At 42.5% G+C, this 25024-nt stretch carries 18 protein-coding genes, 2 tRNA genes, 2 rRNA genes, 1 pseudogene and 4 other annotated features; of the genes and pseudogenes, 13 read left to right on the top strand and 10 right to left on the bottom strand.

What is annotated here, in order from left to right; all coding sequences use genetic code 11:
• Nucleotides 1-2: 2 nt before the first annotated feature.
• Together yqeH and FERPE_RS07855 are read right to left on the bottom strand one after the other, a co-directional pair.
• Nucleotides 3-1115, bottom strand: coding sequence for a ribosome biogenesis GTPase YqeH (gene yqeH, locus FERPE_RS07860; RefSeq protein WP_014452097.1), 1113 nt, complete (start codon nucleotides 1113-1115; stop codon nucleotides 3-5).
• 41 nt (nucleotides 1116-1156) lie between these two features.
• Nucleotides 1157-1765 carry a GNAT family N-acetyltransferase gene (locus tag FERPE_RS07855; protein WP_372590689.1) on the bottom strand — a complete coding sequence of 203 codons (609 nt, stop codon included), beginning with the start codon at nucleotides 1763-1765 and terminating at the stop codon, nucleotides 1157-1159.
• A gap of 317 nt (nucleotides 1766-2082) precedes the next feature.
• On the opposite strand from FERPE_RS07855, the gene FERPE_RS07850 reads away from it, so the two are divergent.
• The 6 genes from FERPE_RS07850 (at nucleotide 2083) to FERPE_RS07825 (ending at nucleotide 9458) form a co-directional block, all read left to right on the top strand.
• The gene (locus FERPE_RS07850) at nucleotides 2083-3072 is read left to right on the top strand and encodes a LacI family DNA-binding transcriptional regulator (protein WP_014452095.1); all 990 of its coding nucleotides are present in this window, start codon (nucleotides 2083-2085) and stop codon (nucleotides 3070-3072) included.
• Entirely contained in the window at nucleotides 3069-4295 is a 1227-nt protein-coding gene (locus tag FERPE_RS07845; RefSeq protein WP_014452094.1) for an ABC transporter substrate-binding protein, read from the top strand. The genes FERPE_RS07850 and FERPE_RS07845 overlap by 4 nt, the downstream gene beginning before the upstream one ends.
• A 61-nt stretch (nucleotides 4296-4356) precedes the next feature.
• Nucleotides 4357-5526, top strand: a complete 1170-nt coding sequence (locus tag FERPE_RS07840) for a carbohydrate ABC transporter permease (protein ID WP_014452093.1) — start codon at nucleotides 4357-4359, stop codon at nucleotides 5524-5526.
• A 20-nt stretch (nucleotides 5527-5546) separates the two neighbouring features.
• On the top strand, nucleotides 5547-6446 hold the full coding sequence (locus FERPE_RS07835) for a carbohydrate ABC transporter permease (protein WP_014452092.1): 900 nt from the start codon (nucleotides 5547-5549) through the stop codon (nucleotides 6444-6446).
• Between the two features lie 30 nt (nucleotides 6447-6476).
• Complete coding sequence (gene pgmB, locus FERPE_RS07830) at nucleotides 6477-7124, top strand: beta-phosphoglucomutase (RefSeq protein WP_014452091.1); 648 nt, start codon at nucleotides 6477-6479, stop codon at nucleotides 7122-7124.
• A 36-nt stretch (nucleotides 7125-7160) separates the two neighbouring features.
• Nucleotides 7161-9458, top strand: coding sequence for a glycoside hydrolase family 65 protein (locus FERPE_RS07825; protein WP_155804139.1), 2298 nt, complete (start codon nucleotides 7161-7163; stop codon nucleotides 9456-9458).
• A 62-nt stretch (nucleotides 9459-9520) separates the two neighbouring features.
• Here FERPE_RS07825 and glpX read toward each other — a convergent pair whose 3' ends face one another.
• The 3 genes from glpX to FERPE_RS07810 all read right to left on the bottom strand — a co-directional run bounded on the left by glpX (nucleotide 9521) and on the right by FERPE_RS07810 (nucleotide 11898).
• A complete protein-coding gene (gene glpX / locus FERPE_RS07820; protein WP_014452089.1) occupies nucleotides 9521-10525 on the bottom strand; it encodes a class II fructose-bisphosphatase in 1005 nt (334 codons plus the stop codon).
• Between the two features lie 196 nt (nucleotides 10526-10721).
• Nucleotides 10722-11315: a hypothetical protein gene (locus FERPE_RS07815; RefSeq protein ID WP_014452088.1), complete on the bottom strand. Its 594-nt coding sequence runs from the start codon at nucleotides 11313-11315 to the stop codon at nucleotides 10722-10724.
• 34 nt (nucleotides 11316-11349) lie between these two features.
• A complete protein-coding gene (locus FERPE_RS07810; RefSeq protein ID WP_014452087.1) occupies nucleotides 11350-11898 on the bottom strand; it encodes an NlpC/P60 family protein in 549 nt (182 codons plus the stop codon).
• Between the two features lie 146 nt (nucleotides 11899-12044).
• On the opposite strand from FERPE_RS07810, the gene asnS reads away from it, so the two are divergent.
• From asnS to FERPE_RS07795, 3 genes are all read left to right on the top strand, one after another.
• On the top strand, nucleotides 12045-13343 hold the full coding sequence (gene asnS, locus FERPE_RS07805; RefSeq protein WP_041262874.1) for an asparagine--tRNA ligase: 1299 nt from the start codon (nucleotides 12045-12047) through the stop codon (nucleotides 13341-13343).
• Nucleotides 13344-13469: 126 nt separating this feature from the next.
• Entirely contained in the window at nucleotides 13470-13757 is a 288-nt protein-coding gene (locus tag FERPE_RS07800) for a LysO family transporter (protein ID WP_014452085.1), read from the top strand.
• A gap of 29 nt (nucleotides 13758-13786) precedes the next feature.
• A complete protein-coding gene (locus FERPE_RS07795) occupies nucleotides 13787-14365 on the top strand; it encodes a LysO family transporter (protein ID WP_014452084.1) in 579 nt (192 codons plus the stop codon).
• Here FERPE_RS07795 and FERPE_RS07790 read toward each other — a convergent pair.
• The 4 genes and pseudogenes from FERPE_RS07790 to FERPE_RS10850 all read right to left on the bottom strand — a co-directional run.
• On the bottom strand, nucleotides 14362-15759 hold the full coding sequence (locus tag FERPE_RS07790; protein ID WP_014452083.1) for a deoxyribodipyrimidine photo-lyase: 1398 nt from the start codon (nucleotides 15757-15759) through the stop codon (nucleotides 14362-14364). The two genes, FERPE_RS07795 and FERPE_RS07790, sit on opposite strands and share 4 nt — an antisense overlap.
• Nucleotides 15756-16157 carry a GIY-YIG nuclease family protein gene (locus FERPE_RS07785; protein ID WP_014452082.1) on the bottom strand — a complete coding sequence of 134 codons (402 nt, stop codon included), beginning with the start codon at nucleotides 16155-16157 and terminating at the stop codon, nucleotides 15756-15758. The genes FERPE_RS07790 and FERPE_RS07785 overlap by 4 nt, the downstream gene beginning before the upstream one ends.
• Nucleotides 16154-16864: a DUF429 domain-containing protein gene (locus FERPE_RS07780; protein ID WP_014452081.1), complete on the bottom strand. Its 711-nt coding sequence runs from the start codon at nucleotides 16862-16864 to the stop codon at nucleotides 16154-16156. The genes FERPE_RS07785 and FERPE_RS07780 overlap by 4 nt, the downstream gene beginning before the upstream one ends.
• A gap of 452 nt (nucleotides 16865-17316) precedes the next feature.
• Nucleotides 17317-18154 (top strand) — a sequence feature (16S ribosomal RNA rRNA prediction is too short).
• A 71-nt stretch (nucleotides 18155-18225) separates the two neighbouring features.
• Nucleotides 18226-18495 (top strand) — a sequence feature (16S ribosomal RNA rRNA prediction is too short).
• A 42-nt stretch (nucleotides 18496-18537) separates the two neighbouring features.
• A pseudogene (locus tag FERPE_RS10850) lies at nucleotides 18538-19419 on the bottom strand (DDE-type integrase/transposase/recombinase); the annotation flags it as partial.
• A gap of 165 nt (nucleotides 19420-19584) precedes the next feature.
• Nucleotides 19585-19681 (top strand) — a sequence feature (16S ribosomal RNA rRNA prediction is too short).
• Nucleotides 19682-19744: 63 nt separating this feature from the next.
• Nucleotides 19745-19870, top strand: a sequence feature (16S ribosomal RNA rRNA prediction is too short).
• A 54-nt stretch (nucleotides 19871-19924) separates the two neighbouring features.
• On the opposite strand from FERPE_RS10850, the gene FERPE_RS07765 reads away from it, so the two are divergent.
• The 4 genes from FERPE_RS07765 to rrf all read left to right on the top strand — a co-directional run bounded on the left by FERPE_RS07765 (nucleotide 19925) and on the right by rrf (nucleotide 23184).
• Nucleotides 19925-20001: transfer RNA gene (locus tag FERPE_RS07765), tRNA-Ile, on the top strand.
• 5 nt (nucleotides 20002-20006) lie between these two features.
• Nucleotides 20007-20082: transfer RNA gene (locus FERPE_RS07760), tRNA-Ala, on the top strand.
• A 35-nt stretch (nucleotides 20083-20117) separates the two neighbouring features.
• Nucleotides 20118-23043: ribosomal RNA gene (locus FERPE_RS07755) — 23S ribosomal RNA — on the top strand.
• A gap of 24 nt (nucleotides 23044-23067) precedes the next feature.
• Nucleotides 23068-23184: ribosomal RNA gene (gene rrf, locus FERPE_RS07750) — 5S ribosomal RNA — on the top strand.
• 151 nt (nucleotides 23185-23335) lie between these two features.
• Here the strand turns inward: rrf and FERPE_RS07745 are convergent.
• Nucleotides 23336-24859, bottom strand: a complete 1524-nt coding sequence (locus FERPE_RS07745) for an AAA-like domain-containing protein (RefSeq protein ID WP_014452079.1) — start codon at nucleotides 24857-24859, stop codon at nucleotides 23336-23338.
• Between the last annotated feature and the right edge of the window lie 165 nt (nucleotides 24860-25024).

Below are 25024 nucleotides of genomic sequence, written 5' to 3'. Positions count from 1 at the left end.
GTTTAATTCTCGGAATTTTGGTTAATTTTTCTTTTCGGCTTCATTAAAGCTTCTCTTACATAAATTCTCACATTTTCAGGAACGGTTATTGTAAACTCTACAGGACCTCTTTTCACATTTATCCAACAAAGACCAGAAATAGACAATTCCTGGTCTATATCCACAACAACCTTCTCTTCTTTAAATGATATCTTTTCAACATCCATTTTACCACAAGGTGGGAATAATAGCTTTCCGAAATGCTTAGGATAATTTTGCAAGAAGTTCTGATTTTTCGTCTTGTGAAACGTAACATTCTCTGGTGCAAAAATTTGGAATATCGGTCTTAAATTAGAATCTTTCATTTTAGCTTTTATTTGGCACAATCCTCCAACGAATATAGTTTCTTCTGGAAAGGGTTTAAACGTCTTCCTTGTAACCTCACCCTTTGCCAATATTTTCGATTGACATTCCGGGTCGAAGAGGTCTATCATTCTATCGTTGACGACGATGCCAGGTGAATCGAATAACTTAAGACTACCTAATCTGTGTTCTATCAATCCTATGGTTGTTCCTGGGTAAGGTGAGATTGTCGCACTTGAGTTTGTGATAGCCTTAAGCAAAGACGATTTACCAACGTTTGTAACTCCCAGAACCAAAGCGCTACCTTTCAGATTTTCCAATTCTTTCTTCAGCTTGCTAATTCCGAAACCATTTTTCGTGCTTGTGATAAAAATCTCTGAGCTCTTTGCAGGTATTCGATGTTTCAACCATTCTTTTAATTGACTCCCGCTAACTGTTTTTGGTAAAGTATCAAACTTATTTGCAACGTACAACACATTAGCACCGGACAACAACTCCACAATCTCAGGTCTATACGTACCCTCGAAATCGAACACATCAAAGATATAGACAATATGCTTAAATTTCTTAATAGCTTTCATTATAAACTCCATTATTTCATCTTCGTCGGCTTCACTTACAAGCATACCGTAATGCTTGAGCTTAAAGCATCGTTGACAAACGATTTCTTTTCCTTCCTCTAGTCGTTTGGTGTAAACTTCATAGGGTATAAATCCTGGTTTGCCGGGATGGTCAAATTGAATTTCTGCACCACAGCCTGGACACTTTAACATTCATTTCACCGCCTCAATTTCAACTTCAACTAGATAATGACTTAACTTGCCAATACCTTTTCCATTCTGATGAACACGAAACGCACGTTCTTGATGTTGATTCTGTTTACTCTGGTTCCTACGTACCCGAGCCTTTTGTATAATTCAACAGCTTGTATATTTGTATTCTCAACATCTAAACATATTTTTTTGAAGTTTCTCTGCTTAGCCACCTCTTCAGCGAAGAGCATCAGCTTTCGTCCGTATCCCATACCTCGGTAATTCTTATCAACAGCAACATGCGAAACATAAAATTCATTGTTTCGAATTTTATTTCGTTGCCAGACAAGTCGGAATAAAGGAAGTCTTTTAAAAAACTCAAAACCCATCAGTTGAAAAAGAGCAAATGCGGTCTTCAAAGCACGCTTTCTGATAGTTTTTCCATCGAACATGACGATTATTCCCACAACCTTTCCTTCGTCGATTTCAAGAACATAGGCACTGTCGAAAGAAAAGACTGTTCCGGGAGTTTTGACCAATCTACCAAGTATCAATTTCACATAAGGGCCAAAAAGCAACGGCAGAAACGAACGTCCGGTTTCAAGAATTAAACTCGCAACAACATCTGCATCGGAAATTTCTGCCTTCCTTATGATTTCCAAAAAAATCACCTCGTTTGTCAATTGATAAAAAACAAGAATTAGGAGGATAATAAAACTCCATCATTAAAATTATACCATACATCGTTAATTGGGTGAAGCAAGGAAGAAGCTTGTTACTTGTCTAACAGAATGCTATGAAAGAGGGTAAAAAAATTAAATAATAAAAGGAAAAGCAAGAAATTTTTCAAAGGCAAAAGACTCTTGGTTTTTCTGAGACATTTTCGAGTTTTATTTTAAAGATAAAAAATGATACATTCCTAATGTAATCGATTACTGTAATCGATTACATTAAAAACTATTGTGAAACTCTCTAAGAAGGTGAGAGAATGACCGTGAAAGAAATTGCCAATTTGTGTGGTGTCTCAGTTGCAACTGTATCGAGAGTATTCAACGAACCAGAAAAGGTAAAGCCAGAAACTAGGGAGAGGATTCTGGAAATAGCTAAAAAATACGGATACATGCCACATGCTATAGCAAAATCACTAAGAACCAAAAGGACAGGTGTTTATTCTCTCACTGTGATGAGTGGTGTTGAACGCGTTTTTGAAGATTCATATGTTTCCAAGTTCTTGCGAGGTGCGGTGAGATATTTCTCATCAAAAGGGCTTAAGCTTATTATTGATGTGTTTACCAAAGGTGACATTAAAAGTTACTATAAAACCTTGGTCTCATCAAAGCTCGTTGACGGATATATACTTATGGACATAAAAGATGATGATATAAGAGTTGAGTTACTCAACGAGTTGGGCGTTCCTTTCGTCTGTGTTGGGCGAAACAACAAAAATAACTTTATTTATGTCGATACAGATAACTATACAGGAGGGCGTCAAGCGGGTGAGCATTTGAAAGAAATTGGGTGCACGAATGTTCTTTTCATAGGTGGCGATGCTTCGTTACCATTTGAAAAAGAACGTTTTAGAGGGTTCGTTGATGGATTGAGTGGTTTTGGTGGAAAGGTATATAAAGCCTTCGCAAATTATGATGAGAAGAATGTACAAAACATTGTTGAGAAGTACTTAAATGAAATTGATGGAATTTTTTGCACTTCCGATGTTATGGCATACGCTGCTTTAAGGGTTTGCGAACAAAAAAACATCGACATTCCTTTAATAGGATTTGACAACATTTTACTTTCCGAAATCGCTAATATAACAACCATCGACCAGAATATTCATTTGGTAGGGGAAAAAGTTGCGCACAAAGTTCATCAATTAGTTTTAGGTGAGCAGGTGGAATCCGAAGTTATCAGCACGCATTTAGTCGTTAGAGGAACTAAAAAGTTCCTCAACTCTACAAAAGGAGGTCGGTTTGTATGAAAAGAGTTTTGATAGCTTTTCTAGCGGTTGTTTTGACGGTGGGACTTTTTGCGGTAACGAAGATCACTATTTCAGGTTGGCCTGGCAACCCCATTGAAGAAGGAGCCATTAAGAAAGCAGTTGATACGTTTAACAGCACGATAGGTAAGCAGAAAGGGATAGAAGTTGTTTGGGAACCTATTGCTGGAGACTACAAACAAGTGCTTATGACAAGGCTCTCTGGCGGAACTGGTCCTGACATTTTCTATGTTGACGTCTACGTATTCGAAGAACTCGCAAAAGCAAACGTCCTACTTCCACTTGATACGTATGTTAAGAGAGATAACTTTGACCTCAGCGATTTTTATAAGTCGCTTATCGATGCTTTCAAGTACCAAAACAGGCTTTACGGTATAGCTAAAGACTTTTCAACGCTCGCTGTCTGGTTTAACAAAGAAATATTTGACAAATACAAAGTCCCATATCTCACCAACGATGAGACATGGGACTCCTTCCTCAAGAAACTCCAACAGCTTAAAGCAGCAGGCTATGAAACTCCTCTGGCGCTCGCACCAGATTTCAACAGGGTCATACCATTTATTATAAGCTTTGGTGGAAGACTTGTAAAGCCCGATTTATCAACAGCCCTTGGTGAACCAAATTCGAAAAAGGCTCTCCAATTTTACATCGATTTAGTTACAAAATACAAAGTTGCCAAGGAACCATCTGCACTTGGTTCTGGTTGGCTCGGTGAAGCAATTGCTACAGAAAAATGTGCTGTTGTCATGGAAGGACCTTGGACGATTGGCTTTATGAAAGGCTCATTCCCAGATACATTCAAAAAGATGGGTATCGTTGAAATGCCAAAGGGTATAAAGAAAGCAACAATGATATACACAGTTGCTTGGGCTATCAATAGAGCAACACCAAACAAGGATGCAGCATGGGAAGTCTTGAAATTCCTTGTAACGGAAGGTCAACAAATATTTGTTGAAGGGGCAGGTGTGCTTGCTTCAAGAAAATCCATAGCAGCCAAGGATACTGACCCGGTAAAGAAAGTATTCTACAAGGGTGCAGAATATGGTGTGCCTTGGAAAGTCTCAACACCGACAGGTTTGTTCGCAACTGCTAACGACCAGATTAACTCCTTGCTGAAAGACCTGTTCTATCAGAAACTTACAGTTGATGAAGCAATAAAGATTATTGAGACAAATTACAATAAATGGATAGGAAAAGAGAAGTAATTGGTTGCACGAGCAAAAGGGAGGCGCTCGCCTCCCTTTTGTTAAACAGGAGGACTGAGCTATGAAGTACAAAACAAAAGAGGCGATGGTGGGTTACCTTTTTGCAACACCAATAATATTAACAGTTTTAGTCTTCACTATTTATCCGATAATTGCTGCATTTTACTATAGCCTTACAGATTATCAACCTCTGGAAGCTCGGAAATACACCTACGTAATTAATCCTTATGATGCTTTGGAAATTCACACTGGAATTTTGAGGGAAGAAGCGAAAAACTATACCATAGATGAAATGTTAGAATACTTCGATCCGGTGAATTTTGTCGAGTTGGACGTTGGCGTAAAACTTAGTGAGGAGGAGAAAGAACTTATAAAGGAATACTTTGACTCGTTAAATCTATTGAATGACTACAGGGAGGGAAAGTTGCCTAACGAAATTAAAATTGCAGATTTCATGAAAAGATACATGAATAAACACGGCGACAGGTTTACAAAATATATTCCAAGATTCGTAGGATTAAAAAACTTCAAAGACATGTTCAAGGATATGTATTTTTACACATCATTCTGGAATGCCTTGCTTTATTCAGTCATTGTTGTGCCTATTCAGACACTTTTGGCTATAATCTTGGCAGTAGCGGCAAATTCCAAGATAAAAGGAGTTAACTTTTTTAAATCAGTTTTTTTCTTGCCAGCGATAACTTCTTCCGCAGCACTTTCGATGATATTTTGGCTTATTTACTCAAAACCCGGGGTCTTGAATAAGATACTTATTGCTCTTTTTGGTAGGTTCGGATTTCAACCTGTAGATTATCTAAACGAACCAAGAATCGCACTTTTCGCAATAATGGCTATGAATATATGGTCGACAGCTGGTTATTTTATGGTCACATTCCTAGCAGGTCTTCAAGATATTCCATCAAGTATCTATGAAGCAGCAAGGATAGATGGGGCAAACGGCTGGCAAATCTTCTGGAAGATAACTTTACCTTTGCTTAGGCCACAGATAGTTTTTGTTTCAATCATGGGAACAATAGGTTGTATGCAAGTTTTTGATCAAATTTACTTCCTTATCAGAAACCTAAGGAATATTACGATATCTTTCTACATATACAAAAACGCTTTCGAATACGGAAAAATGGGTTACGCTTCAGCTCTTGCCGTAGTTCTCTTTGGTGTAATTCTTGTGTTGTCATTGGTTCAGAGAAAGATAATAAAGGAAGAGTACTGACAATTAGGTGGTGAAAATAAATGAAAGGTTCTGTAAGAAGCGTTTCAAAAACTTCCGTGATTATATCGTACATCATCTTAATAAGCTACGCAATTGCCACACTTTTTCCTTTTACCTGGGCGCTGTTAGTTTCCCTCACGCCCATAACCTACACGGATGCTCGGGGAGTCGAGAAAGGGATAAATATATTTGATTGGCCGCCAAGGATACGCTTATTTCCAAAACCGTCAGCGTTTGGAGCTCCTCTCACATTTCAAAATTACAAACTGATTTTTGAAGTTGTACCTCTGTATAAAAGGTGGCTTATGAATACAATTATTTACGCCGGTTTGCTAACAGTTGGAAATATTATCTTAAATTCACTGGGTGGCTACGCTTTTGCGAGACTAAACTTCCCGCTGAAAAACTTTTGGTTCACAATGTTTCTGGCAACAATGATGGTACCAGGTCAAGTAACATTGATACCTCAATACAATCTTCTCGTTAAGTACGGCTTAGTTAACACATATACTGGTCTGTTTTTACCAAAACTAACAAATGTGTTTGGTTTGTTTTTGATGCGTCAGTTCTTTTTGAATTTTCCAAAGGAGCTTGAAGAGGCTGCGCGAATAGATGGTTCGGGTATATTAAGGACATACTTTAAAATAGTTCTCCCAAATGCTCTTCCAGCTCTCAGTGCACTTGCTATATACACTTTCTTAGGAGCTTGGAATGACTTTCAATGGCCATTGATAATTATGAGTAACAAGGAGATGTACACACTAACCTTGGGACTTAACTTCTTCAAAACCTCCTACTATACTTATTGGCAGTACATGATGGCAGCATCTATCTTCATGACAATACCGATGCTTATCATATTCTTGGCTTTCCAGCGCTACTTTATCGAAACGGGAAAGGCGGTGGCAGTAAAAGGTTAAAATGAATAGTTATAAAAGGGAGGATTGTTGATGAAGCCAAAGGCTTGTATCTTTGACCTTGATGGAGTTATCGTTGATACAGCAAAGTACCATTATCTTGCTTGGAAAAGATTGGCAAATGAGCTTGGGTTCGAATTTACAGAAAAAGACAACGAGCGCTTAAAAGGAGTTAGTCGTATGGAATCTTTGGAAATTCTCCTTTCAATTGGTGGTGTAAGAATCGAAGACGAAAATACAAAGTTGCAATTAGCTGAGAAGAAAAATAAATGGTATGTTGAATACATAAACCAAATAACCAGAGAAGAAATCCTACCTGGTGTCATGGAATTTTTAGGTCTTCTTAAAAACGCAGGAATAAAAATAGCAATAGGTTCTGCAAGCAAAAATACAATTACTATACTCGAACGAATAGGCCTTAAAGACTTTTTTGATGCAATAATTGATGGAACAAAAATTTCAAAAGCTAAACCTGACCCTGAGATCTTTTTGAAAGCAGCTGAAGAAATGGATGTTAGACCCGAGGAATGCTGTGTCTTTGAGGACGCTGTTGCAGGCATTCAGGCAGCAAAATCCGCCGGTATGAAGGTCATAGGTGTTGGGGATCCAATGATTTTAAAAGATGCGGATAAAGTCATACAATCTTTTCAAGGCCAGACTTTGGAGCTTATAGAATTCTAAAAAACTAAACTAATCTGTTGTGTGGAGGGAGAAGTCGTGTGGGTTGTTGAGCGTAAAGAGTATCATCCTGTAGAAAATCTTGTGTACGAGACCATATTCACATTGGCGAACGGTTATCTAAGCTTGCGAGGACGGGAAGAATTTTCAAATCTTACAATGAAAGGCTCTTACGTAGCAGGCATATTTGACAAGTATTTGGCTCAAGTCACAGAACTTGTAAATCTGCCCGACCCTCTTGGATTCAAAATTTACTTAGATAACAAAGAACTTAATCTTGATTACTTGCCTCTTACCAAGTACTACCGGTATCTAGATATGAAACAAGGCATTCTTAATTCACTCTATGAATTCAACGTCGAAGGGAAGATTATAAGAATAGAGTCTAGACGATTTGTAAGCCGACCAAACATCCATCGTTTTGGGATACAATACACAATCACACCTGTGAATTTTTCAGGAAAGATTGTTGTTGAAAATTGCATCGACACAACAACTTACAACGGTTACCTTGATCCTCACAACAAAATACAGCACTACAGAGTTCTTAGGGTTGAAGACTTAAAACCCGGAGTCAGCGCGTCGGTAAAAACTCACGACAAAGGGCATATTATAGTCTTGGCAAATGCCATTTTAGCTAAGGACCATAAGGGGGAGAATGTTCTGAGGTATCGTAAATTCAGGCAAATTGGAGACATACCGCAAGAAGGATATACAATCTTTTTAACCGAGGGGCAACAAGTTGTTATAGAGAAATACGGAGTGGTATACACATCAAGAGATTTAGAATCAGAAAAACTCAAAGACAAGGATGTTGTTGATTTTGTTAGAGAAAAAGTGGAGAACGAACTGAACAATTTTATCAGAACTGGTTTTGAGTCAGAACTTAAGGCACACACTGAGCATATGGAGTCTGTTTGGAAAAGGATGGATATACTCATTGATGGTGACGAACTTGCTCAACAAGGAATCAGGTTCAATCTTTTCCATCTTTATGCTTGTGCTCCAGATGACCAACGTGTAAGCATAGGAGCAAGAGGGTTACATGGTGAGGGATATAAGGGTCATGTATTTTGGGACACAGAGATTTTCATGTTCCCGTTCTTTTTATACACTCTTCCAGAATACGCTAAAAATCTTCTTCTTTATAGGTATAACACCCTTGATGGTGCAAGAAAGAACGCACAAATGAATGGCTACAAAGGTGCTCAGTTCCCTTGGGAATCGGCAGATGATGGTCTGGAGGTCACTCCGAAGTGGGGCGAAGATTACCTTGGCAATCCTGTGAGAATCTGGACGGGTGATGAAGAATTCCATATTAACGCTGACATCGCAGTTGCTTTGGTTCATTATCACTCTGTCACTGGTGATGACCAATTCATGGTAGATTACGGTGTTGAAGTGCTTCTTGAAACCGGACGCTTTTGGGCGTCAAGACTTGAATACAATGAAATTAAGGATAGATACGAGATACGCAGGGTAATCGGACCGGATGAATTTCATGAACACGTTGATAACAACGTCTACACAAATTACCTTGCCAAGTGGAACTTGGAGAAAGCTGTAGAATATTACGAATGGCTTTCAGAAAAGGATCCCATAAAACTTGAGAAGTTAAAAACTATATTGGGAATTACTGAAAAAGAGGTACGTAGCTGGAAGACCTTAGCTGAAAAAGTCTACATTCCAAGAAAAGAAGGAGAGAAACTGATAGAACAATTTGAAGGTTACTTCGGTTTAAAGGAGTACGAAATCACTGAATGGGATGAAAACGGACTTCCAAAATGGCCAAAAGGTCTAGATTTGACCAAATTGGGTGAAACAAAGCTGATAAAACAACCGGATGTTGTAATGCTGCTGCTTGTTTTGCCTGAGGAATTCACGGAAGAGGAAATGAAAGTAAACTATGAGTACTATGAGAAAAGAACAATGCACAAATCTTCTTTAAGCCCTTCTATGTATTCAATCATGGGATTGAAGGTAGGCGACACTCACAATGCCTACAAATACTTTATGAAAACATTGTTAGTTGATTTAGAGGACAACCAGGGGAACACAAACAATGGATTCCATGCGGCGAGTGCCGGAGGAGCATGGCAATGTGTCGTCTATGGTTTCGGTGGAATGACTCTAGAAAGCGATAAGCTATTAAACTTTTCACCATGGCTTCCAGAAAAATGGCAAAGTGTAAACTTCAAAATTAACTATCGCGGTATACCTTTAGATGTTCTTATAAAAAAAGACAGCATACAAATTACTTCGCCGTCAGAAGTTGAGCTCAAAATTAAAGGTGAGAGAAAGATTGTAAAACCGGGCGAGAACATCTTTAGATTGTGATCTACTTTCTGAAAAACAAAGGGCTACCAAAAGGTAGCCCTTTTATTTACAACACCAAAAAATTATCGTTTGATACTATTTATATACCTTACCTCGCCACTACTCTTGAGAGGTATTGTTTTGTAGTTCAGGTTGTGCTGTGCGATAATTCGTCTTATTGTCCTTGTTCTTGACCTCATTACTATCGACTCAGTGATTGCTGTGTTTTTGTAGAACCTAACGCCTCTGAGCATATCTCCGTCTGTAACTCCGGTAGCTGCGAATATAACATTGTCGGATTTAATAAGGTCATCTGTTTTGTAAACTTTTTCTAAGTCATATCCTTGTTCTACGAGCCTTGTTCTTTCTTCTTCATCGATAGGCCAAAGTTTTACTTGAATTTCTCCACCAAGAGATTTCAAAGCAGCAGCAGCCAGCAAAGCTTCAGGCGATCCACCTATTCCGATGTAGATATTCACATTACTTTCTGGAAGCGCCGTTGCAATTGCCGCCGCTATATCACCATCACTTATCAACTTTATCCTTGCCCCGACTCTTCTTATCTCATCTATTATCTCTCTGTGTCTGTCTCTATTCAGAACAACGCATGTGAGCTCTGAGATATCCATTCCTAAAATTGCCGCAGCAACTCTTAAATTCTCCCTTATAGAGGCATTAATATCCAACTTTCCAGCAAGCTCAGGTCCAACAGCGAGTTTGTATGAGTAATACGTTGGGAGATATTCAATACCTCCCCTTTCCGTTGCTGCGATAACACTTATCGCATTAGGTAAACCAAACGCAACAAGCCTTGTTCCATCAACAGGGTCAACAGCGATATCGAGCTCTGGGTCATCTTCTGCCCACCTTCCAACTTGCTCACCAATGTAAAGCATAGGTGCTTTGTCTTTTTCACCTTCGCCAAGCACAACAGTTCCTCTCATCTCGATGTAGTCTAACATACCACGCATTGCATCAGAAGCCATTTTGTCAACCATTTCTTTGTCACCACGTCCGAGGTATCTACTTGCCATCAACGCGGCAGCCTCGGTTACTCTGACAAGTTCTAATGTAATTTCCTTTTCCATACAGTCCCCCCCTTTTTTGAGCCTGTCTATAAAATTGTAGCACCATGTTAGCGAAATAAGTAATTGTTACAATGTAATGCATACAAGAACATACCAGCCATTACAAAAGCATAATGAAAAATTTTACACAAACCGGTTAAAAAAAGCTATTTTTGGGTGGAAAATGGCGGGAGAGAAAATTATTTTGCGGAAGTTATCAATGTACTTTGAAGTCTTTCAGAATTTCAATGTTTAGGTCAATTATCGTGACCTGGTTTCGGTAGGCTACCTTTGAAAAATAAAAACCGTCGGAATTCCTTGTGAGAGGGATAGGTGCGGTTATAACAGTTTCTTGGAACGGCTCACCAGGTACAACGCAATAAAATGGGAACATCTGACTAATCATCCACGCAACTTTCTTATCTACAGTAACGATAACTTTCGTTCCGTGTTTTTCAAGAGTCCTCAACTTTTGAACATCAAAGTCAGGTACAAAGCTAACAGTGCTGCCATGTTTAAAAGTCAACGTTCCATTTTTATCCAAAAAGACAACGTTTCTCTTCAAAAGCTTTTTTACCAACTTCAATTCATCTTGCGTTATGTTTCTTGCTATGAGCACATCCGCTGTATTGACTTCCTGCGAAAATTCCTTTAGAACTGATTGCAGTCCTCGTCCGTCGTAGTGAATAACGGCAAGCGTAAGAATTTGACTACTTTTCTTACCAAACCTTTTCAAGAGATTTTTTGCCTTTTTAAAAGCACTCGTTAACAAATCGAAGAAGCTCGTAATTAATTCCCACAGCCTATTCATCACATTTGTCTCCTGCGTCTTTTTAGAACATAGTTTACTTGTCCAAAACAACAATTCTGCCAAAGGCATATTTCCTAGCTTGAAGCGACGATAACGGACGTCTATCGACTTTGTTTTGGTGTATCCCATCTGGCATTTCTGCGGCATCCCAGACCCATATGTTACCGTATTGGTCGAATTTTTCAAAAATAACAACGTGATCATATACATTATCTTCATTCATATCGAAAAAAATTAAGTCTCCCTTCTTCAAGCTCTTAAGGTCGGCAATGGGTTTGGTGTTGTATTTATACAGGTTGTCTGCAGTAACATCAAAAACAAGAGATTTTTGATAAACAAATTGAGTGTGACCAAGCATTCTAAGTAGGTAGATTACCAAACCACTACAATCCAGCCCGAAATTGCTTGCTCCGCCCCAAATATACGGTAATCCTTGCAATCTTTTCAGTTCAGAAAACATCTTTTCTATTTCTCCTTCAGACAACTCCCGCATCTGGAAGGCAAAGTTTGTTGATAGAAACGTTAGAGAAATAATGAGAATAAAAAGAACTGAGAATTTTTTAAGGCGCTTTATCGAGTTCATACAATTATCCTCCCAAAATGATATCAGTTTTCCTGGTCAATTATATCATAATACCACACATTCCGTGTTGAAAAATATGCTTGTATGGTATAATCTAAAATAAGTGTAATGTTTCGAATAAGAATTGTGACAAGGAGGTTTTGATGATGGAATGGGTATACATAAAGGATTTGAAGGATTACATCGATAAAGAAGTTGAACTGCGAGGTTGGGTTAGAAGAAAAAGATCCAGTGGAAAGATAATGTTCATAGAATTTCGTGATGGAACAGGTTTTGTCCAAGTTGTTGTAGAAAAAAGTACAGTCGGTGATGAGAACTTTGAGAAGGCTGACAAGCTCAGATTAGAATCCTCACTTATAGTTAGGGGTAAAGTAAAAAAAGATGAAAGAGCACCAAGTGGAGTTGAAATCCTTGCCACAGAAGTTATTCCCGTTCAAATTCCTACGGAAGATTTCCCAATCCAAAAACCAGACCACAGTATTGACTACCTCATGGAGCATCGCCATCTCTGGCTCAGAGCAAAACGTCAGTTCCACATCATGAGAATAAGGGATGCTGTAATCAAGGCAATAAGGAAATTCTACTGGGAAAGAGACTTTATACAGATAGACACTCCTATCTTTACAGGTGCTATCGGTGAAACAGCAGGTAACTTATTTGAAGTAGATTACTTTGACTACGGTAAAGTTTACCTTACACAAACTGGTCAACTCTACTTGGAAGCCGCTTGTATGGCTTTTGGTAAAGTTTACAACCTTGGTCCAACCTTCAGGGCGGAGAAATCAAAAACAAGGAGACACCTTATTGAATTCTGGATGAACGAAGCAGAAGTTGCATATTACGAACATGAAGACAACGTAAGATTACAAGAAGATTTGGTTTACTACATTGTCCAATACGTGCTCAACAACGCATACGATGACCTTGTCGCAATTGGAAGAGATGTATCCAAACTTGAAAAGGTTCAAAAGCCATTCCCGAGAATGACCTACACAGAAGCTGTTAAATTCCTCCAAAAACAGGGTTTCGATATCAAATGGGGAGACGACTTTGGTGGAGATGAGGAAACAGTTTTGGCGAAACAATTCGACAGTCCTTTGTTTGTGACCCACTACCCAAGACAGGCAAAAGCGTTCTATATGCAACCTGATCCAGAAAACCCAGAAGTCGTTCTCTGCGATGACTTGCTTGCTCCGGAAGGATACGGAGAAATAATCGGTGCATCCCAGCGTATCCATGATTACGATTTGTTAGTCGAGAGGCTCAAAGAGAATAATCTGCCAGTCGAAAAGTACGACTGGTATCTTGACTTGAGGAAATTCGGCTCGGTCCCACACAGTGGATTTGGACTAGGTGTGGAAAGAACAATAGCTTGGATAGCAGGCTTAGAACACATAAGGGAAGCTATACCATTTGCAAGAACACTTTACAGAGTACATCCGTAATTTAAATTCGAGGATTAAAGAACATAAAGTATAAAATTTCCGGCTTTACAAAAAAACAAAAAACAAAAATGGGAGGCTCCTTGCCTCCCGTTTTGTAAAAAGTATTCAAACTGAGGTGAATCAAGAATGATATGGTGGGTACTGATAGTATTTTTTGGTGGTTTTTTCCTGGGAAGATTTGTAAAAACTGACTGGATAGGTAAATACAAAGTCATCCTTGTATTGACAATGCTACTATTATTTTCACTCGGTTTAGAAATTGGAAGCAACGATGAACTTTTCGGAAAAATCGATACAATACTGCTTTACGGGCTTTTGATAGCATTTGCTGGAAGTTTGGGAAGTTTCATCTTTGGCTTTCTCTTTGAAAAGACATTTGGAAATACAAAACCAAAAAGTGACGAGAAGCGATAAAAAATTTCCGACGTGGGGGAGGAAAATAAATGGCAGTATTATTTCTTATTGGTTCTGTTTTAGTTGGGTTACTCATAGGTAGGATAGCGCATTTTCAACTTCCTGCCGGGTCTGTTGAAGTAGTTTTGTATATTCTTGTTGCACTCGTTGGTTTAGATTTGAGCAAAGAGAAAATAGAAAAAAGATTCTTTAAAGATATAGTTCTTGTGATCTTGTCAACAATTTTAGGAACGCTTCTTTTCGCATTTGTACTATCATTTTTCATTCCTCTCAAAAAACTTGAAACACTCCTTGCAGCATCCGGATTTGGTTGGTATAGTCTTTCGGCGATATTAATTTCGAATAGTTACAGTGCCTATATAGGTAGTATCTCGTTCTTTGCAAATGTTTTGAGAGAACTTATAGCCATAGTTATCTCCCCATTTGCACTAAAGCGCTCGCGCTATGGAACAATATCGGTTGCTGGTGCGACGTCCATGGACACACTCCTTGGGATTATTGCAATGTATAGCGATAGAGAAACAGCTTTGGTTTCCTTTGGACATGGTTTCATCGTTTCTTTACTAGTTCCGGTTTTTGTCAATTTCTTTTTGAAGTTGTTAAGCTAAGCATTTTTAATGTTTTCAACGTATTGTATGTATTTTTCAATGCTAAACTTTCTTTTGCACCCTTCGTAGCTCATATATCTAACCATCCCAAAGATGGGTCTTTCTGCCCATGGTCTATCGTGAACACCGCCGATTGCCCAGGCAATTCCTGTGTATCCATTAGGGTCCCTACCGTCTAGTTCGTATTTATCGTTGAGATATATTGCAAATTTCAAAGCATCTTCTGGCGAGCGTGTCCATTCAAGTATCTTCTTTGCCCAGTACATTCTCAAATACCCATGCATTTTCCCTTTCTTTACCATCTCAATTTGCGCTGCATTCCACAAATCATCATGGGTTTTTGCTTTTTCAAATTCTTCAAGTGAATAGATATACTCACGTTTATCGTTCCTATGTGCGTTCAAGGACTTCTTTGCCCATTCAGGAAACCCGTCGAACGAATCGTAATTTTCGTTGTACAAACAAAAATTATCAGCGAGTTCTCTGCGAACTATGAGCTCTTCTAAAAAATCTGCAACACTTTCTGGATAATAACGTTCGTATTGTATTATTTCCAGAGCTACACGTTGTGGAGCAATCTGCCCAAAGTGTAGATAAGCAGAAAGATTCGATGTTACATCCTTTGTAGGGTCGTTTCGAAGGTCCTTGTACAACTTCAGTTTCTTTCTTGAGAACTCCTCAAACAGTCTCATACCCTCGGTAAATCCAGGTTTTAGCCAATTCACAGGTGCAACAGCTCCGTCTACATCTAACCTTTTCAAAATCTCCTCAAAGTTATTGAACACAGATAATTTTTCAAACTCCAAATTCGATACTGGCATCTTCTTAGGAGCTGGGAAAGATGTTAGAAATTCTTTCAAATACTTTTTTATCTTAGGTCTTAACGTGTAAGCTCCGTACTCTTGTTTTTGAGAAACGAAGAAAGCAGGAACAATATTGTGGGCATCGACTTCGTACACTGGAATATTCAATACTCGAATTAGGTTTTCTTTCCAATTTTTTACTATCTTCAGTGGGTTGAAATCCGTTACTAAAGCGCAGGCGTTAACCTCTTTTATCAACTTGCTAATCTCTCTAACCGGTTCTCCAAAAGTGAAAACCAAAGGAACGTTTAACTCTTCTAAAAAAACCTTTGTTTGGAATAGACCTTGGAGCATGAAATCGTAATGCCTAAAAGGAGCGTTAAGAAAAGAGGGCACGATGTTGAAAACCACTAACAATCCGACGTTGTTTTTTAAAGCTAGTTGCTGAGCGTATAACAAAGCCCAATTGTCAAAAGCTCTTTGGTCTCTTTGCATCCAATAAACGACGGGACCTTTAATTTGTGAAAAATGGCTTTCTACTTGCTTTAAAACCCGAATTCGTCGAAAGTCACAAAAAATTTCGTTATTCATGACTTTTCATCCCCTTGAGCAAGGAAATAATTTACAACCTCCGAAAATTTTTGAAAGTCGTCTATAATATAAAGGTTAGACTTCACTTTCAAATCCGAAGCACCGAATCCTTCAACACACCTGAAGTATGATTGGAAAGCTAAAGAAATCTTTTCTTCTATCTTTTCTTTTGAAGGAATCAATATCGCAAAAAGAGGTTTTCCATAGCAAGTTAGATAGTCTATATGCCATCGCACACGCTTATTCACCGAGAAATGCCTTTCTACTCTCTTCTCAAGACTTCCCATACCTGAGCCGATGTACGCATATGTGCCGGGATTTAATTTCCAACGATTTTTTCTCAAGTTTAGCTCAACAGAGCTATCAAGTGTAAGCACAAAAATATAGGCTCCCTTCATGAATTGTCTAACTCCTCTCTGTTCTCTTGAGTAAATCTTGGGAAAGGTACAAGCAACAAACCATCTGAAGAACTGCCAAATACTAGAGAATTTTCAGTTGTTGGAAGAAAAACCGTCAAAGCACAGATTAGAGCATCATCACAGTCTTCTCTTTCTTTGAGTGACTTAAAGGAAATATTCGGAAAATCAACATATTGGGAAACTTTTTCTTCTATGACTTTCAGTCTTGTCAGCCTTTCCTCCTTTTTGCCCCTTTTATAGCTAAACAATCTTCCAAAAAATAAAGCTCCTAACGTAGCGTGTGGATATACTTCGAAAATATTGTGGTTTTCAAAACTAAAACCGATTTTGTTTAACTCCTTGTACAACGTTGTTGGGAAAAACGATTTGTACAAACTGCTATTTACAGGATATAGTGGGATTTTGATAGGATATTTTCTAAGAAACTCAAGTTCGTTCTCTCTGTGTCCATACATGTTTGTTATAACCAAAGGTGCGTCGACACCTATCACCGATGGCTTTTCCAAAGATGAGATAGTCTCCACTATTTCCTTAATATTCTTTGTGTAGATGTATCGTTGTAATTCGAACTTTTTCACCTGGTTGTTTAGTTTTACTACAACGACTGCGGTTGGCTTTCGCCCAGTCCATGAAGGGTCTATACCTACAAAATAGTAAAATTCCTCTTCATATTTGAACAAAACCATGGCAACCACCTTCACTGTAACTTTCAACGCTTATATAATATCACAAATTATAGCATTTTACTCTATTTCAAAACGCCTGAGGGATAGGAGGATGTTTGAATAGTGTAACATAGATTAGAGCAAATCCGTTACTGTAATGGACTTTACAGTTAACACAAGGCATAGTAAAATGGCAATCGCCGTCCGAAAAAAGGACGAAGCAGACAAAGCAAAAAAAGACCAGTTGACAAAGCAAAAGAAGTGTGGTAAATTAAGAAACGCGTTAAGAACGCTTAAGGAAGATTAAGCGAAAGAATTTCGGGTCTTGACAAAAGTGAAAGCGTGTGGTAAATTACCAAAGCGCGACGGAGAGCCGACTCGATGAAGGGAAGAAAGAGTCCGGTCATTGAAATACGAATAGCAGCCACCGAAAAAACAAGAGCAGGATTAAACCTGAAGAGGATTAGCTTGGAGGGTTTGATCCTGGCTCAGGGTGAACGCTGGCGGCGTGCCTAACACATGCAAGTCGAGCGGTGCAGCTGGAGGCTTCGGCCGAAGGCTGCATAGCGGCGGACGGGTGCGTAACGCGTAGGAACGTGCCCCCTGGAGGCGGATAGCCGCGGGAAACTGCGGGTAAACCGCCATAGACTCGTGAGAGTAAAGGCCGAAAGGCGCCAGGGGAGCGGCCTGCGTCCCATCAGGTAGTTGGTAGGGTAATGGCCTACCAAGCCTACGACGGGTAGCCGGTCTGAGAGGATGGCCGGCCACAAGGGCACTGAGACACGGGCCCTACTCCTACGGGAGGCAGCAGTGGGGGATATTGGACAATGGGCGAAAGCCTGATCCAGCGACGCCGCGTGGAGGACGAAGCCCTTCGGGGTGTAAACTCCTTTTGTCGGGGAAAAAGGACTGATGGTACCCGACGAATAAGCCCCGGCTAACTACGTGCCAGCAGCCGCGGTAATACGTAGGGGGCGAGCGTTACCCGGAATCACTGGGCGTAAAGGGTGCGTAGGCGGCCGCGTGTGTCTGGCGTAAAATTCCACGGCTCAACCGTGGGAATGCGCTGGAAACTACGTGGCTTGGGTGCGGCAGAGGCAGACGGAACTGCTGGTGTAGGGGTGAAATCCGTAGATATCAGCAGGAACGCCGGTGGAGAAGTCGGTCTGCTGGGCCGTAACCGACGCTGAGGCACGAAAGCTAGGGGAGCGAACCGGATTAGATACCCGGGTAGTCCTAGCCGTAAACGATGCTCACTAGGTGTGGGGGCGGAAGCCTCCGTGCTGAAGCAAACGCGATAAGTGAGCCGCCTGGGGAGTACGCCCGCAAGGGTGAAACTCAAAGGAATTGACGGGGGCCCGCACAAGCGGTGGAGCGTGTGGTTTAATTGGAAGCTAAGCCAAGAACCTTACCAGGGCTTGACATGCTGGTGGTACCGAGCCGAAAGGTGAGGGACCCTACCTTTGGGTAGGGAGCCAGCACAGGTGGTGCACGGTCGTCGTCAGCTCGTGCCGTGAGGTGTTGGGTTAAGTCCCGCAACGAGCGCAACCCCTGCCCTTAGTTGCCAGCGGTTCGGCCGGGCACTCTAAGGGGACTGCCGGCGACGAGCCGGAGGAAGGATAGTGTTAACTTGTAGTGATGAAAGAGTGTAATTGTGAAAGAATGCGATTGATATTGCCATTGTGCGTTTTCCAAAGATTCTTCACTACACAAAATCCTTGAATATATTTCGCTAAGTTCTTCGTATTCTTCAGCCCTCGCTTGAGTCGGAAAAAGTCTTTCAACAATGAAAACTTAGATTCACATTGATTGTTTTTACCGAGCGGTACCACTACGTGATTGATATTTCTGAACAACAGCTTTACTGCACTTTCATATGCACCAAGTCCATCAGTAATAAGTTCAATGTTTCTAGGTTTTGAATTACCAAAGAACTTCTCGAGCAATACTTTGACTTGTCCCATATCACGATACTTTGAGACATGCCAACAAAGAATTAAGTTAGTTTCGTGATCAACTAATAGCCAAACATAGTACTTTTGTTCTTTGAACACAAGAACAGTTTCATCAGCATGAACTGAGAAAACATTTTCGATGGTAAATGTTGGAAAAAGTACAGAGAATAAAGTACACAATTTAATAACCCATTTGTATATGGTGACATGAGATACTTTGATATTAAGAGAATGAGCAAGAGAGCGATAAGACATATTGTGTTTCATATACAAAACAAAAGCCTTTAAGACGAAAAAGATAGGGAAGCGGAAATATTTAAATTTCTCAGGAATAAGGGTGACTGGTTCGGGGAGGTTAAAAGGTACTCTATCTTTGGTACGACAAGCTCTACAACGGAAGACAACGAAAGAGCGACGGACTTTGTAAATTTGCATAGATTTACCACAAGAAGTGCATTTGGGATAAGGGAAAGGGAAGTTTTTGCGTTTTTGAGAATGGGAGAGTTTGAAAGAATGATGGCAGAGTTTGCAAAGGAATTGTTGGTTACCGTATTTGTCATGACCGTTTTTGTATAAGCTGGTGGAACCGCATTTTGGACAAGAGAGCGTTGAGTTGTTCATATCGGGATACCTCCTTTGTCGAGAGTTGGTTGGGGGGTGTCCCCTCTTTATAAGGATAATGCGGTTTTTGGAAAGTTTCAATACTTTTAGTTAACATTATCGGAGGAAGGAGGGGATGACGTCAGATACTCGTGCCCCTTATGTCCTGGGCGACACACGCGCTACAATGGGGTGGACAGCGGGAAGCGAGGCAGCGATGCTGAGCAAATCCCTGAAACCACCCCCCAGTTCAGATTGTGGGCTGAAACCCGCCCACATGAAGCCGGAATCGCTAGTAATCGCGGATCAGCCATGCCGCGGTGAATACGTTCCCGGGCCTTGTACACACCGCCCGTCAAGCCACCCGAGTCGCGGGCACCCGAAGACGGTGACCCTTAGGGGCGCCGTTGAGGGTGAACGTGGTGAGGGGGGCTAAGTCGTAACAAGGTAGGTGTACCGGAAGGTGCGCCTGGATCACCTCCTTTCTAAGGAGAGGGTGGTGGCTGCTATTCGGATTTGAGTGACTGGGCTCGTAGCTCAGATGGTCAGAGCGCACGCCTGATAAGCGTGAGGTCGGAGGTTCGATTCCTCCCGAGCCCACCATGGGTGGGGACATAGCTCAGCTGGGAGAGCACCTGCTTTGCAAGCAGGGGGTCAGGGGTTCGAATCCCCTTGTCTCCACCAATGGGGAGAGGGTCATTGAAAAGTGCATAGGGTAAGGTGAAGGTACTAAGGGCACGCAGTGGATGCCTAGGCGGCAGGAGGCGAAGAAGGGCGTGGCAAGCTGCGAAAAGCCTGGGGGAGCCGCAAGCGGGCGTTGATCCCAGGATTCCCGAATGGGGCAACCTGCACGGGGGAAACCCCGTGCGCCCGAAAGGGTGCGATACCCGGGGAAGTGAAACATCTCAGTACCCGGAGGAAAAGAAATCAAACGAGATTCCCTGAGTAGAGGCGATCGAAAGGGGAGGAGCCTAAACCAGCCGAGAGGCTGGGGTCGTGGGACACAGCTAGGCTGAGACCGCTCTGAGGCGTTGTGTAGCCGAACAGTCTGGGAAGGCTGGCCGTAGAGGGTGACAGCCCCGTAGGCGAAACGCAACGCGTAGGAGTGGCTGTGATCCCGAGTAGCGCGGGACTCGAGGAATCCCGCGTGAATCAGGGGGGACCACCCTCCAAGGCTAAATACTACCTGCCGACCGATAGCGCAACCAGTACCGTGAGGGAAAGGTGAAAAGCACCCCGGAAGGGGAGTGAAAGAGACCTGAAACTGCGTGCCTACAAGAAGTCGGAGCCCGAGAGGGTGACGATGTGCCTTTTGATTAATGAGCCTGGGAGTTACCGTACCTGGCGAGGTTAAGCCGGTAGAGGCGGAGCCGAAGCGAAAGCGAGTCCGAAGAGGGCGCGAGTCAGGTGCGGTAGACCCGAAGCCGGGTGAGCTACCCATGGGCAGGATGAAGGTGGGGTAAAACCCACTGGAGGTCCGAACCGGTGGATCGTGAAAAATCCTCGGATGACCTGTGGGTAGGAGTGAAAAGCTAACCGAACCCGGTGATAGCTGGTTCTCCCCGAAATGCATTGAGGTGCAGCCTCGGCAGTTCTGTGGTGGAGGTAGAGCACTGATAGGGCTAGTGGGGTTACCTGCGAACCCTGTCAAACTGCGAATGCCACCACACTAATGCCGGGAGTGAGCCCGTGGGGGATAAGCTCCACGGACGAGAGGGGAACAACCCAGACCGTCGGCTAAGGGCCCGGAGAGGTGGCTAAGTGTGAAGAGGAAGGATGTGGTGCGTCCCAGACAACCGGGATGTTGGCTTAGAAGCAGCCATCATTTAAAGAGTGCGTAACAGCTCACCGGTCGAGACGCACTGCGCCGAAAATGTGCGGGGCTGAAGCCACCCCCCGAAGCCACGGAACCAGCGGAAGCTGGTTGGTAGGGGAGCGTTCCGCGGTAGGGAGAAGGTAGACCCGAGAGGGCTACTGGACGAGGCGGAAGTGAGAATCCAGGCATGAGTATACGAGAGGATGGTGAGAATCCATCCCCCCGAAAGCCTAAGGGTACCTGGGGAAGGTTCGTCCGCCCAGGGTGAGTCGGGACCTAAGGGAAACCCGAAAGGGGTACCCGATGGGAAACCGGTTAATATTCCGGTACCACCTGCGTATCGATACTGTAGGCGGGGACGCAGGAGGCTAAGCTCCGGGGATAAGTGGCAAATCCCTCCAAGCGGTTAGGCGAAGAGGGCTGTAGGTAAGTCCGCAGCCTGAGCTGAGCCGTGAAGGGGAGAGCCCGAGAGGGCTCAACGGAGCTGACGCCACACTGCCGAGAAAAGCCGCGTGCAGTGATACGTGGGTGCCCGTTCCGCAAACCGACACAGGTAGGCGGGCTGAGAAAGCTAAGGGGAGCGGGATAACCCTTGCCAAGGAACTCGGCAAATTGGCCCCGTAACTTCGGGAGAAGGGGTGCTACGGTAGGTTGAACCCAGGGGAAGCCGCGAGGCGGAAACTGGGGGAGGCCGAGGTAGCCGCAGTGACAAGGCCCTGGCGACTGTTTACCAAAAACACAGGTCTCTGCGAACTCGATGAGAGGAAGTATAGGGACTGACGCCTGCCCGGTGCCGGAAGGTTAAGGGGAGGGGTGCAAGCTCCGAACCGAAGCCCCGGTAAACGGCGGCCGTAACTATAACGGTCCTAAGGTAGCGAAATTCCTTGTCGGGTAAGTTCCGACCTGCATGAATGGCGTAACGACTGGGGCACTGTCTCGGCAGGGGACCCGGTGAAATTTCAGTCTGGGTGAAGATGCCCAGTACCCGCAGCTAGACGGAAAGACCCCGTGGAGCTTTACTGTAGCCTGGTATTGTGCTCTGCTGCGGCGTGTACAGGATAGGTGGGAGGCTGAGAACCGGGCTCGCCAGGGTCCGGGGAGCCGCCGGTGGGATACCACCCTCGTCGCAGCGGAGTTCTAACCTACGCGTGTGGAGAGCACGCGAGGGACAGTGCCAGGTGGGCAGTTTGACTGGGGCGGTCGCCTCCTAAAGGGTAACGGAGGCGCGCAAAGCTCGGCTCAGGTGGGTTGGAAATCCACCGTTAGAGTGCAAGGGCAAAAGCCGGGCTGACTGCGAGACCGACGGGTCGAGCAGAGGGGAAACCCGGTCCTAGTGACCCGGCGACACTGAGTGGAAGGGTCGTCGATCAACGGACAAAAGTTACCCCGGGGATAACAGGCTAGTCTAGCCCGAGAGTTCACATCGACGGCTAGGCTCGGCACCTCGATGTCGGCTCATCCCATCCTGGGGCTGAAGCAGGTCCCAAGGGTTAGGCTGTTCGCCTATTAAAGGGGTACGTGAGCTGGGTTCAGACCGTCGTGAGACAGGTCGGTCCCTATCTGCTGCGGGCGTAGGAGGCTTGAGGAGGGTCGCCCTTTGTACGAGAGGACCAGGGTGAGGGAGCCACTGGTGTACCAGCTGTCCTGCCAAGGGCATACGCTGGGTAGCCACGCTCCTGAGCGATAACCGCTGAAAGCATCTAAGCGGGAAGCGCGCTCCAAGATGAGGCCTCCAAGGCCGGTCCGAGAAGAGGACCTAGATAGGCCGGTGGTGGGAGCACCGAGAGGTGTGGAGCCAACCGGTACTAATAGGCCGAATCCTTCACCTTAACCCTATGCACTTTTGAATGACCCTGGGTGCCGATACTGCGGTGGGAAACACCCAGCTCCATTCCGAACCTGGCCGTTAAGCCACCGCGGGCCGATGGTAGTAAGCGGGCGACCGCTTGCGAGAGTAGGTAGTGCCCAGGTTTAGGATAAATGAACAAACCACTCCCTGAAAAATACTCAGGGAGTGTTTGTTTTTTAGGTACAAGTGCCAAGTTCTGAGTTGCGGGTTGCGAGTGAAAAAACAAAAAATAATCACTTTCTCGCAACTCGTAACTCGCCACTCGAAACTTCTTACATTCTCGACGGTTTTTCATATCCTGTCTTTATCCACCAGATATGCAATACTCTGCCTTCTATTTCTTCTTTCTCATACTTACTCTCTTCTATTTCTTTCTCAAATATCACATACCATCCTTCGTTTAATCCTCTTCTTTTTATGTATTCCAACAACTGCCTTTTCCCTTTCTCATATTCGTCGTACCATATATTCGATTTTACTTCTATCAGGTATTCTTTGTTGTTCACGTTCACAAGTAAATCGACTCGTCCTCCACATATTTGTGCTTCTGGGTACACTTTCCCTCCGATTATCTCAACGTACGTACTCAAGAATTGATCCAAGTTGTATTGGTAAACGCCTTCGTAGTAATTTCTTCCATTGAACATTATCCCGCCTCGTTGCTCAATGTATCGGATGTATCGTTCAAGTAATTTGTTTAAATCTATCCCACCATCTTGGGTTATGTACGTTTTTATCGTGTCTTTGAGCGTTATCATGTAATCTCGCTCACCATTAATTTTTGGTTTGAAGTAAGAATAAAGCTTTTTGTAATACAACGGTACTTTGACACAGCATACTCCTTCGCAGTTGTCTATCACTCCGTGTAAGTATAAAAACTTTATCCTCTCATCGCTTATATCAAACTCCACCTTATTTGGGTCAAACAATATACGGAGCATTATCTCTTGTTCTTTTTTTGCCTTTGCAACGATGTTTTCCATGTTTCTATTTATGTACACTTTGAGGAAATCGTATAGTGTTTTATCAAAGTGTTGTTTGGTAATGATTTTCTCATTCTTAGCTTTGTTTTCGACTAAATCGTATGCAAGAGCGTTTGTTAATCCTGGTTGTCCAGCTGCGTTGTGCCAGATTAATTCTTTGACTTGCTCATCGAACATTTGCCCTGTTTCGTTTTCGTGTTGGGAGAGTAAATCGTACACTTGTTCTTTGGTAAAATACGGAAGCCAAAGGTGTTCCGCTATATTGAACGGACTTGCGTTATCTGAGAGTACCCCGCTTAAATACCCTACACTTATCAGTATCACGCTTCTTAATTTCACTTCTTTTTTTCTGTGATATATCCCCCTTATCACATGTAAAAAGCTGTTCATTACTTCCGAATTATTCATCAGCTCAAATTCATCTATCATCAGTACTATCTCTTTTTCTTCAATTTCATACAATCTTTCAAACAATCCCTTTATGCCTTCCATATTTTCTGGTACAGCTATATCTACATCTTTTCCATAATCCCATTTTATGCTTCGTTTTATATCATCAACAAATACTTTGAGAAATTCATTTTTGTTGTTGGTAAAATAGGTTTCAAAGGAAAGAAAAATAGAAAGGTATTTGTCTTTGATTTTGTCTCTTACATCGTTTAAAAACGTAGTTTTCCCAGTTTGTCTGGGAGCAGAGATGGTGAAGTATCGATAATTTTCGATGTATTCAAGAGCTTTTTGCATTTCAACTGGTCGTTCAACGTAATAGCAAGTTTCTTTATCGACCGGTCCTGTGGTGCAGAATCGTCTCATCGGAACACCTCTTTTAAAGTCGCAAGTTCCGAGTGTCGGGTTGCGAGTGTTTTCATCGGAATCTGCTGATCTGGAATCCGTAAAAAATTGTTTCTCAATTTTCTGACGATATTCTTATTTTATTATATCACAAAACAAAATGAAGTCTTCCTAAAAAAGAGAGAG

This window comes from Fervidobacterium pennivorans DSM 9078, from assembly GCF_000235405.2.
GTDB classification, from domain to species: domain Bacteria; phylum Thermotogota; class Thermotogae; order Thermotogales; family Fervidobacteriaceae; genus Fervidobacterium; species Fervidobacterium pennivorans.
The sequence above is the reverse complement of the archived record's forward strand: the minus strand, read 5'-3'. Positions and strand labels throughout refer to the sequence as shown.